Annotated in this window: 11 protein-coding genes; 4 read left to right on the top strand and 7 right to left on the bottom strand. The window is 74.6% G+C overall.

The genetic code is table 11. From position 1 onward, the window contains the following. Positions 1 to 10: 10 nt before the first annotated feature. Positions 11 to 2,101 carry an ATP-dependent zinc metalloprotease FtsH gene (ftsH, locus tag J1M37_RS04735; RefSeq protein ID WP_098093871.1) on the bottom strand — a complete coding sequence of 697 codons (2,091 nt, stop codon included), beginning with the start codon at positions 2,099 to 2,101 and terminating at the stop codon, positions 11 to 13. A 327-nt stretch (positions 2,102 to 2,428) separates the two neighbouring features. On the opposite strand from ftsH, the gene J1M37_RS04730 reads away from it, so the two are divergent. Next, entirely contained in the window at positions 2,429 to 3,463 is a 1,035-nt protein-coding gene (locus J1M37_RS04730) for a type IV toxin-antitoxin system AbiEi family antitoxin domain-containing protein (RefSeq protein WP_241250829.1), read from the top strand. A 35-nt stretch (positions 3,464 to 3,498) separates the two neighbouring features. Here J1M37_RS04730 and hpt read toward each other — a convergent pair whose 3' ends face one another. From hpt to dacB, 4 genes are read right to left on the bottom strand one after another with little or no spacing between them, the layout of a single operon-like run. Further along, positions 3,499 to 4,050 (bottom strand): hypoxanthine phosphoribosyltransferase, encoded by a 552-nt coding sequence (gene hpt / locus J1M37_RS04725; protein ID WP_002858265.1) that lies wholly within the window; start codon positions 4,048 to 4,050, stop codon positions 3,499 to 3,501. Between the two features lie 49 nt (positions 4,051 to 4,099). Further along, positions 4,100 to 5,281 carry a tRNA lysidine(34) synthetase TilS gene (tilS, locus tag J1M37_RS04720; RefSeq protein ID WP_102708240.1) on the bottom strand — a complete coding sequence of 394 codons (1,182 nt, stop codon included), beginning with the start codon at positions 5,279 to 5,281 and terminating at the stop codon, positions 4,100 to 4,102. Then, a complete protein-coding gene (locus J1M37_RS04715; protein WP_069941983.1) occupies positions 5,268 to 6,500 on the bottom strand; it encodes a zinc-dependent metalloprotease in 1,233 nt (410 codons plus the stop codon). The genes tilS and J1M37_RS04715 overlap by 14 nt, the downstream gene beginning before the upstream one ends. A gap of 34 nt (positions 6,501 to 6,534) precedes the next feature. Then, complete coding sequence (gene dacB, locus J1M37_RS04710; RefSeq protein WP_223247494.1) at positions 6,535 to 7,845, bottom strand: D-alanyl-D-alanine carboxypeptidase/D-alanyl-D-alanine endopeptidase; 1,311 nt, start codon at positions 7,843 to 7,845, stop codon at positions 6,535 to 6,537. 220 nt (positions 7,846 to 8,065) lie between these two features. Here dacB and J1M37_RS04705 point away from each other — a divergent pair, with 220 nt between their 5' ends. Beyond that, positions 8,066 to 8,641, top strand: coding sequence for an inorganic diphosphatase (locus tag J1M37_RS04705; protein ID WP_206452196.1), 576 nt, complete (start codon positions 8,066 to 8,068; stop codon positions 8,639 to 8,641). An 89-nt stretch (positions 8,642 to 8,730) separates the two neighbouring features. After that, on the top strand, positions 8,731 to 9,360 hold the full coding sequence (locus J1M37_RS04700; protein WP_036337173.1) for a hypothetical protein: 630 nt from the start codon (positions 8,731 to 8,733) through the stop codon (positions 9,358 to 9,360). 27 nt (positions 9,361 to 9,387) lie between these two features. Here J1M37_RS04700 and J1M37_RS04695 read toward each other — a convergent pair whose 3' ends face one another. Further along, positions 9,388 to 10,197: an HAD family hydrolase gene (locus J1M37_RS04695; RefSeq protein WP_044659867.1), complete on the bottom strand. Its 810-nt coding sequence runs from the start codon at positions 10,195 to 10,197 to the stop codon at positions 9,388 to 9,390. A 125-nt stretch (positions 10,198 to 10,322) separates the two neighbouring features. Then, positions 10,323 to 11,606, bottom strand: coding sequence for a serine--tRNA ligase (serS, locus tag J1M37_RS04690; protein ID WP_002858254.1), 1,284 nt, complete (start codon positions 11,604 to 11,606; stop codon positions 10,323 to 10,325). A gap of 43 nt (positions 11,607 to 11,649) precedes the next feature. On the opposite strand from serS, the gene J1M37_RS04685 reads away from it, so the two are divergent. Further along, positions 11,650 to 12,828 carry a diacylglycerol/lipid kinase family protein gene (locus J1M37_RS04685; protein ID WP_206452195.1) on the top strand — a complete coding sequence of 393 codons (1,179 nt, stop codon included), beginning with the start codon at positions 11,650 to 11,652 and terminating at the stop codon, positions 12,826 to 12,828. Positions 12,829 to 12,830: the final 2 nt, after the last annotated feature.

Below are 12,830 nucleotides of genomic sequence, written 5' to 3'. Positions count from 1 at the left end.
TCCTGCGCGGTCAAAAGGTCGGTCCCTCGCCGGGGCCCGGCGTGTTGCTCGGACCGCCGTGCGGCGGCAGGCCGGGGCCGGCCGCGTCCCCGCCCAGCGACGACGGCGGCGCACCCTCCGGACGCACCGGCACCGTGGTGCCCTCGACGCCGACGGGGGTCTGCTCCCCGCCGTCGTGGCGCGAGCGGCGCTCGGAGGGGGAGAGGACCGGCGGGATGTCCTGCGGGAGCCGGTCGTCCGAGGCCAGCCACACGCCGCGCTCGGGCCGCTTGCGGACGTCCGCGAAGATGGCGGCGATGGCCTCCTGGGTCAGCGTCTCCTTCTCCAGCAGCTCGTAGGCCAGCCGGTCCAGGACGTCCCGGTTCTCCGTGAGCACCCAGTGGGCCTCGGCGTGGGCCTGGTCCAGCAGGGTGCGGACCTCGGCGTCCACCAGGTACGCGAGCTCCTCGGAGTACTCGCGGGAGGAGCCGCCGGGGGCACCGCCCACGAAGGGCTCGGAGCTGCCGCCGCCGAGCTTGACGGCGCCCACCTTGGCGGACATGCCGTACTCGGTGACCATCTTGCGGGCCGTGTCCGTGGCCTTCTGGATGTCGTTCGCGGCGCCCGTGGACGGGTCCTTGAACACGATCTCCTCCGCCACGCGCCCGCCCATCGCGTACGCGAGCTGGTCCAGGAGCTCGTTGCGGGTGACGGAGTACTTGTCGTCCTCCGGGACCACCATCGTGTAGCCCAGGGCGCGGCCGCGGGGCAGGATCGTGATCTTGGTGACCGGGGCGGAGTTGCGCAGGCCGGCCGCCACGAGCGCGTGGCCGCCCTCGTGGTAGGCGGTGACCTTGCGCTCGTGCTCGTTCATCAGGCGGGTGCGCTTCTGCGGGCCGGCCATCACGCGGTCCACGGCCTCGTCCAGGGCGTGGTTGTCGATCACGTTGTTGTTCGAGCGCGCCGTGAGCAGCGCGGCCTCGTTGATCACGTTGGCCAGGTCCGCACCCGTGTAGCCGGGGGTGCGCTTGGCCAGGGAGCGCAGGTCCACGTCCAGGGCGATCGGCTTGCCCTGCGCGTGCACCTCGAGGATCTTGGCGCGGCCCTCGAGGTCCGGGGCGTCCACGGGGATCTGGCGGTCGAAGCGGCCCGGGCGCAGCAGCGCCGGGTCCAGGACGTCCGGGCGGTTGGTCGCGGCGATCATGATGACGTTCGTGGAGGCGTCGAAGCCGTCCATCTCCACGAGCATCTGGTTCAGGGTCTGCTCGCGCTCGTCGTTGCCGCCGCCGATGCCTGCGCCGCGGTGCCGGCCGACGGCGTCGATCTCGTCCACGAAGATGATGGCGGGGGCGTTGGACTTGGCCTGCTCGAAGAGGTCGCGCACGCGCGAGGCGCCGACGCCCACGAACATCTCCACGAAGTCCGAGCCGGAGATCGAGTAGAACGGCACGCCGGCCTCACCGGCCACGGCCTTGGCCAGGAGGGTCTTGCCCGTGCCGGGCGGGCCGTAGAGCAGCACGCCCTTGGGGATCTTGGCGCCCACCGCGCGGAAGCGGTCCGGCACGGTGAGGAACTCCTTGATCTCCTGGAGCTCCTCCACGGCCTCGTCCGCGCCCGCGACGTCCTTGAACAGCACGTCCGGGTTGTCCTTGTTGATCAGCTTGGCGCGGGACTTGCCGAACTGCATGACCTTGCCGCCGCCGCCCTGCATGCGGGACATCAGGAACCAGAACAGCAGTGCGATGAGCAGGAACGGGACCATGAAGCCGAGCAGCGAGAGGAACCAGTTGCTCCGCACCGGCTCGTCCGTGTAGCCGTCCAGGGCCGAGTCGTCCACCGCGGTGACCACGTCCGTGGCGCGCGCGCTGGCGAAGTAGAAGTAGACCTCCTTGCCGAGGTCCCGGTCGTCCTGCTTGTAGGGCTCACGCAGGGTGAGGTCCACGCGCTGGTCCCCGTCCACCACGCGGGCCTGCGCGGCCTTGTCGTCCTTCAGCAGGGCCATGCCCACGTTGGTGTCCACCATGGTGCGGCCGCTCTGCGACGTGGTCAGCGGGATCGCGACGGCGAGGACCAGCAGGCCCAGCAGGATCCAGACGTAGGGCTTGTTGAACAGCTTCTTCACGGTCCGAGTGTCTCCTGGTCTGCCGCGGGGGCCGGGCTGCCCGGGGCGGCCGCCGTGCGGCCGGGGACGGCGCAGGGCCGACGTCGCGCCCGGGTCAAGCCCCCACGGTACCGGCCCGGCCCGGGTGTCCGCTGACTGTTCGCGTCAGGTGGACAGGGCGCGGGCGGTCAGCCGGCGCTGCGGCCGCGCCCTGCGTCCCCGCCTGCACAGGCCCCCGTGCACCCGCATCCCTCCCCAGGCCGACGGCGGCCCAGGACGCCGCCCGCCCCACCACGCCAGGCTGGCACGGCTGGCACCATGCGTCGCCCCGCCCCGCTTCCCGCGGCCTTGCCTGACGGTCCCTTCACCGCCGCGCAGGCGAGGGCCGCCGGCATCGACCGCAACCGGCTGCGTCGCTCCGACGTCGAACGCCTCGCCCGGGGCCTCTACCGCCGGCGTGAGGCCACCCCGGCCGCCGTCGAACGCCCCGTGGCCGGCTCCTCCCCCTACCGGTGGAGCACCCCGCTCTCGGCCACCCAACACGAGCTCCTGCTGCGACTCGCCCGGCACCGCGCCACCACGGTGGTGTCGCACCAGACCGCGGCCCGCGCCCGGGAGATCTGGCTGCCGGAGCGACTGGACGCGGGGGACGACGTCCACGTGAGCCGCCCGCGAGACCGTGGCCAGCTCTCCCTCCCCGGCGTCACCTCCCACCGAACAGCGCTCCCGCCCGCGGACGTGGAGCGCGTGCGGATCGGCGGCCTGGCCTGGTACGTCACCGCCCCGCCCCGTCTCTGGGTCGACCTCTCGGCCCTGCTCGACGACGACGAGCTCGTCATCCTCGGCGACCATCTCGTCCGCCGGGCGCAGCTGTCCGGCGGCCCGGACGCCGCCGAGCGGACCCGGGCGGCCCTGGCCCAGGCGGCCGAAGCGAGCCCGTCCGCGCACAACCGACGACGACGGCTCCGCACCACCGCCACACTGGTCCGGGTGGGGGCGCACTCGCCGAAGGAGACGCGGCTGCGGCTCGCGCTGAGGGCCGCCGGGCTCCCCGAGCCCGCACTGCAGCTCGAGGTCTGGGACCCGGAGTTCTCCCTGCACCACCCCGCGACGGCGGACCTGGGCTATCGGCAGGCGAGAGTGGCCCTGCACTACGACGGCGGCCACCACGGCGCGGATCGCCAGATCGACCGCGACGTGCAGCGCAACGCGGCCTTCGAGCGACGGGGCTACCGGAACATCACCGTGTCCTCCTCCGACGCTCGCCGCGGATTCACGCGCGTGATCGTGGAGGTGCGCCGTCACCTCGGGGACGCCGGCGGCCTGTCACGCAAGGAGTCGGAATGGGGCGGAGATCCGGCATCAGAGCGACACCACGCGTGACAGGTCGGCCACGCCGGGCCACGCCGGGCCCCCGGTCAGCTGTACACGTGCGGGGCGAGCGTGCCCACGAAGTCCAGGTTGCGGTACTTCTCCGCGTAGTCCAGGCCGTAGCCCACCACGAACTCGTTGGGGATGTCCCGCCCGACGTACTTCACGTCGATGTCCACCTTCATGGCCTCCGGCTTGCGCAGCAGGGTGCAGATCTCGACCGAGGCCGGGCCGCGGGACTCCAGGTTGGCCTTGAGCCAGGACAGGGTCAGGCCGGAGTCGATGATGTCCTCGACGATCAGGACGTGCCGGCCCGTGAGGTCCGCGTCGAGGTCCTTGAGGATGCGCACCACGCCGGAGGACTTGGTGCCGGAGCCGTAGGAGGAGACCGCCATGAAGTCCAGCTCCACGTGGGAGTGCAGGGCGCGGGTGAGGTCGGCGACCACCATCACGGCGCCCTTGAGCACGGCGACGATGAGCAGGTCCTTGTCCGCGTAGTCGCGGTCGATCTGGCGGGCCAGGTCCGTGATCGTGTCCTGCACGTCCTCGCGGGACATGAGGACGTGGGTGAGATCGTTCTGGACATCCTGTGCGTCCATGCGCCGCTCCTGGTGAGTGCTCGTGCGGGAATGCCGGGCCGGGCCGCAGTCAGGGACCGGGCAGGCAGGGGATGAGGTCCAGTCTGGCACACGCCCGATGCGCGGCCACCCCGCCGGGCAGCTCCACCGGACCGGCCGACGTGCACCCCGCGCGGGCGCCCGTCACGAGGGCGTCCACCGCGAGGATCCGTTCGCGGGGCGGGGCCTGCCCTCCCGCGGCGCGGGCGGCGCGCGCGATCACGCGGTGGCGCACGGCGGCGGGCAGCGCGGCCAGGGCGTCCAGATCCAGGGAGACGACGCGCGGGTCCCGGGCGGGCGGGTCGACGCGCAGCCGGGTGACCTCGGCGCCGGCCCATGCCTCGAGGGCCGCGGCGTCCTCGGCCGCGATGGCCGCGGTGCGCACCAGCCCGGCCCGCACGCCGGGGCCGAGGCCGGCGTCGGGGTCCTCGAGTGCGGGCAGCACGCGGGTGCGGACCCGCGAACGCAGCAGCGCGGGATCGCGGTTGTGCGGGTCCTCGAACCAGGTCAGCCCGGCCCAGCGGCAGATCGTCTCGGTGTCCGCCCGGGTCAGGCCCAGCAGCGGGCGGGCGACGGCGGCCCCGCCCGGCAGCGTCCCGCGCGCCGGGATCCCCGCGAGGGACCGCGTGCCGGAGCCGCGCGCGAGCCCGAGGAGGACCTGTTCCGCCTGGTCGTCGGCGGTGTGGGCGGTGAGGACGACGGCGGCGCGCCCCTGCCCCGCGTCCCGGGCGGCGGCGGCGAGGGCCTCCCGGCGGGCACGCCGGGCGTCGGCCTCGGGGCCGTCGCCGGTGCGGGCCACCTCGACCCGCGTGACGGTGACCGGGGTCAGACCGAGGATGCGGGCGACGTCGGCGGCGGCCGCTGCCACCGCGTCGCTGCCCGACTGCAGCCCGTGGTCCACCACGGCCGCGCCGATCGGGCCGAGCCGCGCACCGTCCCGGGTGCCCACGAGGACGGCGCAGGCCACGGCGAGCGCGAGGGAGTCGGCGCCGCCGGAGAGGGCGACGAGCCCGCGGGGGCGATTCCCCGCCCGGCCCGGCCCGGCATCCGCGCGACAGGACCCGTCGCCCGCGAGGGCCTCCCGCACCGCCGCGACGGCCCGGTGCAGGGGCTCGGGCCAGCGGGTGCGCGGCGGCCATGCGCCGACCGCGGGCAGGCCGCCGGCCCCGCCCGCCGGCGTCGGCCCCGGGTCCCGCGCCTCAGGCCTGGGCACGGATGCGCGCCACCCACGTCTCGGGGGCGTGGAGCTCGGCCTCGCTCGGCAGCAGCTCGGGGGCGTCCCAGACCACGTTGAACCCGGCCATGCCGAGCTGGGCCACGGCGGCGGCCACGAACCTCTGGCCGTCGCGGTACTGGGCCATCTTCGCGTCCATGCCCAGCACGCGGCGGAGCATGCGGTCCAGGGGCGAGCGGCGGTCGCCGCGCTCGTCGAAGCGGCGGCGGATGGTCTTGACGGAGGACACGACGGAGGAGTCGACGCCGTCCATCACCACGTTCGCGTGCCCCTCGAGCAGGGACATCACGGCCGTCAGCCGGGACAGGCGCTCCCGGTCCTCCTCGTCCTGGATCGCACCGAGCAGGCCCGGCGTGGGGCGGGCCGGGGCCGCGTCCTGCGCGTCGTGTCCGTCCCGCGCCCCAGTCCGGCCGGCGTCGGCCTCCCGACCCAGCGGGTTCGCCGCCGCGAGCGCGGTGCGCAGGCGCTCGGGCAGGGACTCGGCCTTGTCGAACAGGCCGACGGTGAGCGCCGTGATCTCGGCCCGCAGGTGCTCGCGCAGCCAGGGCGCGGCCGCGAACTGCACGCGGTGGGTCTGCTCGTGCAGGCACACCCAGAGGCGGAAGTCCGCCGGGTCCACGTTGATCTCCGCGCGCACCTGCGCGACGTTCGGGGCCACGAGCAGCAGGCGTCCGCCGGCGGGGCCGCCCGCCGTCCCCCCGGGGCCGGGCAGCGCGATGAACGGGTCGTACTGGCCGAGGATCCTCCCGGACATCCAGGCGAGGATCCCGCCCATCTCCAGGGCGGTGGCATGCCGGGTGACGCGGGTGGTGGCAGCGGCGTGCTCGCGGGGCCGGGTGTCCCGCAGATGCGCGAACGTGGGGTCCAGCAGCGTGGCGAAGGACTGGGTGGCGGCGCGCGACCAGGTGGGGCGGTCCACCACGAGCACCTGCGAGTCGCGCAGGTCCCGTGCCGCCTCGAGCCCGGTCAGGCGGTGGACGTGCGGCACGGCGGCCTCCGCGGCGGCGCGCAGGCCTTCTGCCTCGCGCGTCGCCTCGCGCGGCGTGAACCGGGGCCCGGCGGCGGCGAGGGACCGGGCGGTCCGTGCTGCGAAGGCCCAGTCCACCGGGTGGGCGACGGCGGGGCCCGGCTCGGCGGGGGCGCCCGGCTCGGCGTCCGCGGCGGCGCGGGGGCGGTCGGTCGCGTGGTCGTCGCTCATGGGCTCCATCAGATCACAGGCCCCGAACCTCGGATCAGAGCCCGGCGACGGCGCTGACGGCCTCGTCGACCGCCGCGCGCGCGGGCTCCAGCTTCCACTGCAGATCCGAGCAGATGATGCTGAACGCGAGGACCCGCCCGGACGTCGTGGTGACGGTGCCGGTGAGGGAGACCGTCTGGTCGAGCGTGCCGGTCTTCGCGGCCACGGCCTGCCGCGCAGGGGCATCCGGGAACCGGTCGCCGAGGGTGGAGTCCTCGCCGGGCCGCGGCAGGCCCTCCAGCACGGTGCCCAGGGCGGGCGTGCGGGCCACCCCGGCCACGACGCCGGCCAGCTGGCCCGCGCTGACGCGGTTGTCCGGGGACAGGCCCGAGGAGTCCACGAGCGCCATCCCGGCGGTGTCCACGCCGAGGTCCTCGGCGGTGGCCGTCAGCAGCTGCGTGGCGCCCTCGTGGGTGGCCGGCAGGTCCGTGGCGGGCGCGGCCGTGTGGGCCAGGGCCTCGACCACCTGGTTCTCCGAGTGGGCCAGCAGGTACGCGACCTGCTGGCCCACGGGTGCGGACTCCACGGCCGCGACGGGGGCGGCGGCGAGGACCGTGGCGCGCGGCACCTCGGTGGCCGGGAACGTGTCCCGCAGACCCACCTCGAGGTCGGCGCCGGAGGCGGCCACCGCGTCGTCGAGCGCGGCCTGGAAGGTGAGCGCGGCGAACTGCGCCGGGTCCTCGATGCGGTCCTCCCCGGTGCCAGGGGCCTCACGGCCGCCGTAGGTGGCCAACGGCTGCACCGGCGCGATGTTGCCGCTCTCCGGGATGTCCGACGTCCAGCGCGGGTTCAGGGCCGTGCGGTCCGCGAAGAGCCGCAGGTCCGTGCTGACCACCACCCGCCCGGTGACGCCGTCCTCGACCAGCCCGGCCACGGTCCGCTCCGCGAGGGTGCGCAGGCCCGCGCGTCCGGAGACGGCCTTCGAGTCCGAGGCGCCCGTGCCCAGCAGCACGTCGCCGCCGCCCACGAGCACCAGCTCGGTGGCCGCGCCGTCCGCGGTGGGCTGGGCCACCACGGTGGTCTGCAGGGTCGTCTCAGGACCCAGGGCGGAGACGATGGCCGCGGCGGCGAGCACCTTGAGCGAGGACGCGGGGGCCACGGGCTCGTCCGCGTCCCGCGCGTAGAGCACCTCGCCGGTGGCCAGGTCGCGGAACTCGGCGGAGACCGTGCCCGGGGACGTCTCCAGCCCCGGCTCGACGGCGGCCGCCACCTCGGCCGCGGTGGGGCCGGCGGACGGGGACGACGACGTCGGCGCGGCGGTCGAAGTCGAGGCGGACGCGCTCGACGGGGCCGTCGGCGCGGTCACGGGACCGCAGGCGACCAGGACGGCCGCGAGCGCGGCCAGGAGGACGGCGGGGAGCGAGCGGCTCCGGCGGTGTTCCGTGCGTCGATCCCGACGCCCAGCGCGCCCCGTGTCCACCTGTCCCATGCGTCCATCATGACGGACGCCCCCGGTAGGCTGACGGCAGCACCGCCGGGCGGCGCCGCGCCGCCCGGACACCCCACCCTCTGTGCGAAGGAGAGTCATGGCGCACGACGTCACCATCGAGATCCCCGCGGGCTCCCGCGTGAAGTACGAGTTCGACCACGAGACCGGCCGCCTGCGCCTGGACCGCGTGCTCTTCACCTCCATGCAGTACCCCACGCACTACGGCTACTTCGAGAACACCCTCGGCGAGGACGGCGACCCGCTGGACGCCCTCGTGTACCTGCCGGGCTTCGACCTGGTGCCGGGCTGCGTCGTCGAGGCCCGCCCGATCGGCGTGTTCAACATGACCGACGACGGCGGCGGCGACGCCAAGCTGCTGTGCGTCCCGGCGGACAAGCGCTACGACCACATCACCGAGCTCGAGCACGTGGAGGAGTCCCTCAAGCAGGAGATCGAGCACTTCTTCACCCGCTACAAGGACCTGGAGCCGGGCAAGTGGGTCAAGGCCGAGGGCTGGGAGGGCCGCGCGGCGGCCGAGGCCGAGCTCGAGGCCTCCATCCAGCGCTTCAACGCCGAGGGCGAGGAGTCCCCGACCGACGAGCCCCAGGGGCGCGACGTGGACACCGAGGAGGCACAGCCGGCCACCGAGGAGGGCGAGCCCCAGGGCCGCTGACCCCCGCACCGCCCACGCGCGCGACGCCGGCCGCTCACCCCTCGGGGTGGGCGGCCGGCGTCGTCTGCGGGCTGGCAGAATCGACGACCATGTTCGTGCTCACCATCAACCAGCGGGACACCCTCGACGCCGGCGACCGCGTGGACACGTTCCTGCGCGCCCTCCAGGACGTGCCGGGGCTGGACGACGCCGTCGTGCTCCCGTTCCAGCGCGCCGTGGGCGACGAGCTGATCGGCGCCGTCGAGGACCCGCGCGTCGCCGTGGACGTGGCGCTGCGCGCCCTGCGGCAGCGCCGCTGGAACGTGGGGGTCGGCGTCGGGACGGTGACGCACGCGGACGGTGCGGCGGGCGCGCCCGCCTCCGGGGACCTGCACGACGCCGGCGGGCCCGGTCTCGCGGCGGCGCGGCGGGCCGTGGAGGCGGCGGCCGTGTCCACCGCGCGGATCCCGTTGGCCGTGCGCGGCCGCGACGAGGAGGCGGCCGCCGAGGCCGAGGCCGTGCTGCGACTCGTCGGGCAGCTCGTGTGGTCCCGGACCGACGCCGAGTGGGCGGTGCTGGACCTGCTGGTGCCCGGCGTGCGCGGCCAGCAGAAGCCGGCGGCCGCCGCGCTCGGGATCACGGCGCAGGCCGTCTCGCAGGCGGTGCAGCGCTCCTACTGGAACGAGGAGCACGCCTGCCGCCCCGCCGCCGCGCGGCTGCTCACGCTGGCGGGGGGCTGACCCGGCGGCCCGGGCCGGTCGCGCCGCTCAGGCCGCGGCCGGCTCCTCGAGGAGCGAGCGCAGCACCGTGGCGAGCCCGTGCTCGTCCACGTGCCCGGTGACCTCGTCCGCGGCGGCCACGACCTCCTCCACGGCCTGGCCCATGGCCACGCCGCGGCCGGCCCAGCGCAGCATCTCGATGTCGTTGCGGCCGTCGCCCACGGCCACGGTGTCCTCGGGGGCCACCTTCAGCACGGTGCGCAGCGCCTCGAGCCCGGAGGCCTTGGTCACGCCCGCCGCGGCGACGTCGAGCCACGCCGTCCAGCCCACGGAGTAGGTCACGCCGGACAGGCCGATGCCCTCCACCGCGCGACCGAACTCCTCGGCGGAGGAGTCCGTGGAGAACACCACGAGGCGCACGGCCGTGGTGTCCATGAGCTCCTCGAACGTGACGCCCTCCGCGGCCACGCCGAAGGACATGTCCTGGAACCGCTCGGTGGAGCGGAAGGTGCCGTCCGGCAGCTCGAGCGCGTACTTGGCGCTGGGCAGGCGGTGGCGCAGCTGGGTCAGGACCGAGCGCGGGTCGAAGGTGCGCAGGTCCGTGACCTCGTAGCCCTCCTCCAGCTCGGGGTCCAGGCGCAGCGTGACGCCGCCGTTGGAGCACACCATGAAGCCGGCGCCGATCCCCAGGGAGCGGGCCACGGGCAGGGTGGCCGCGCGGGAGCGGCCCGTCGCGATGACCACGTGGTGCCCGGCGTCCAGCACGGCCCGCACGGCCGCGCGCACGGGCTCATGCAGATGGCCGTCATGGTCCACGATCGTTCCGTCCACGTCCAGGCACACGAGCTTCTTCGTCATGACCTCCACCCAACCACACGGCCCGGACACGACGGCGACGCGCGGGTGAACCGCAGGGGCGCCGCAGGGGCGCCGCGGGGCGGGCGGGCGAGGCGACCGGCGCCGCGGGGGACGACGTCGTCCGTTCAGACCAGCTCGAAGCGCTCCATCCCGCCGAGGTAGGGACGCAGCGCGGCGGGCACGGTGACCGAGCCGTCCGCGTTCTGGTGGTTCTCCAGGATCGCCACGATCCAGCGGGTGGTGGCCAGGGTGCCGTTGAGCGTGGCCACCATGCGGGTGCCGCCCTTGGAACCGTCCTCCGTGCGGACCCGCTCGCGGATGTTGAGACGGCGGGCCTGGAACGTGGTGCAGTTCGAGGTGGACGTCAGCTCGCGATAGGTGCCCTGCGTGGGGACCCAGGCCTCGCAGTCGAACTTGCGGGCGGCGGAGAGGCCGAGGTCGCCGGCGGCGATGTCGATCACGCGGTACGGCACCTCGATGGCGCCCAGCATCCGCTCCTCCCACGCCAGCAGGCGCTCGTGCTCCGCCTCCGCGTCCTCCTGTGCGGCGTAGATGAACATCTCCAGCTTGTTGAACTGGTGCACGCGGATGATGCCGCGGGTGTCCTTGCCCGCCGAGCCCGCCTCACGCCGGTAGCACGTGGACCAGCCGGCGTACCGGACGGGGGCGCTCACGTCCATGATCTCGTCCGCGTGGTAGCCGGCCAGGGCCACCTCGGAGGTGCCCACGAGATACAGGTCGTCGCGCTCCAGGCGGTAGATCTCGTCGTCGTGCTCAACGTCGAAGCCGGTGCCCTGCATGGTCTCCGGACGCACCAGGGTGGGCGGGATGACCGGCACGAAGCCGTTCTCCAGGGCCAGGTCCAGGCCCAGCTGCATCAGGGCGAGCTCGAGACGCGCGCCCACGCCCTTGAGGAAGCTGAACCGGGCGCCGGACACCTTCGCGCCGCGCTCCATGTCGATCGCCCCGAGCAGCTCGCCGAGCTCGAGGTGGTCGCGCGGCTCGAAGCCCTCGGCGGCGAAGTCGCGCGGGGTGCCGACCTCCTTGAGGACCACGAAGTCGTCCTCGCCGCCGGCCGGGACGCCGTCGACGATCAGGTTCGGGAAGGCACGCTGCAGCTCCGCGAGGCGGGCCTCGGCCGCGCCGGCGGCCGACTCGGCCTCCTTCACGCGCGCGGCCAGGTCCTTCACCTCGGCCAGCAGGGCCTGCTTCTCCTCGCCCTTCGCCTGGGCGACGCGCTTGCCGAAGGCCTTCTGCTCCGCGCGCAGCTGCTCGAAGCCCGCGATGGACGAGCGGCGGGCCGCGTCCGCCTCGACCACGCGGTCCACGAGGGACGCGTCCTCCCCGCGCGCCTCCTGGGAGGCGCGGTACTTCTCGGGCTGCTCGATGAGGTCCTTGACGTCGATCACGTGCGCCAGCCTAGCGGGCGGGGCCGACGCCTAGACTCGGGGCATGACTCCCGAGTGGTGGATGGCGCTGGCCGCCCTGGTGCTCCTGGCCGTGCTGATCGTCGTCGTGGTGGTGCTGGCGGCGCGCCAGGTCCGCCTCGGCGTGCAGCACAAGCGGATGCGTCTCCGGGTGGACGCCCTCGACGCGCGGGTGGGCGGCGTGCAGCGCCGGCTGGAGAAGGTGCCCGGCATCGGCACGGGCCGCCACGAGGTCGCGCTGGTGCTGAACCCCATCAAGACGAACGCGGGCCAGGTGCGGCGCGAGCTCGAGCGGCTCGCGGAGGCGGAGGGCCTCGGCGAGGTGCTCGTGCTCGAGACCCAGGAGGACGATCCCGGCACCGCGATGGCGCGGCAGGCCCTCGGCGCCGGCGCCCGGCTCGTGATCGCCGCGGGCGGCGACGGCACGGTCCGCACCGTGGCCGAGCAGCTGGCCGGCACCGACGTCGCCCTCGGCGTGGTGCCGCTGGGCACCGGGAACCTGCTGGCCCGCAACCTGGACCTGCCGATCAACGACGTCGAGCAATGCCTGCGGATCGCCGTGGGGGGCCGGCAGCGACGCATCGACACCGTGGACGTCCGCTTCACGCACGAGGACGGGCGCGTCACCCGGCAGACCTTCACCGTGATCGGTGGCGCCGGCTACGACGCGGACATCATGGGCGACACCAAGGATGAGCTGAAGGATCTGGCCGGCTGGCTGGCCTACAGCGAGGCCGGCATACGGCACCTGCGCGGCAAGCGGCACGAGGTGACCGTGGCCCTCGACGGCGGTCAGCCCCGCCGGTTCAAGGTGCGCACCGTGATGGTGGCCAACTGCGGGATGCTCACGGGCGGCGTCGAGCTGCTGCCCCAGGCCAAGCTCGACGACGGCCTCCTCGACGTCATGGTCCTCTCGCCCCGGCACGCGCTCGACTGGGCGCGGATCGCCGTGAAGACCGTGACCCGGTCTCGCAGCTCCATCCCCGTGATGCACACGGAGCAGGCGCAGCGCGTGAAGGTGGAGTTCGCCGAGCCGATGCCCTCCCAGCTCGACGGCGACGCCACCGGGGTCATCACCGCCCTCGACGCCCGCGTGCAGCCGGACTCGCTCGTCGTGATGCTCGTGGCCGAGGACGACGCCTCCGTCCGCGACGACGGCGTCTCCGCCGCCGCCCCCGTCCCGCAACCGGCCCCCCGCATCTGATC

The organism is Micrococcus sp. KRD012 (assembly GCF_017168555.1).
In the GTDB taxonomy this organism is placed as follows: domain Bacteria; phylum Actinomycetota; class Actinomycetes; order Actinomycetales; family Micrococcaceae; genus Micrococcus; species Micrococcus luteus.
The sequence above is the reverse complement of the archived record's forward strand: the minus strand, read 5'-3'. Positions and strand labels throughout refer to the sequence as shown.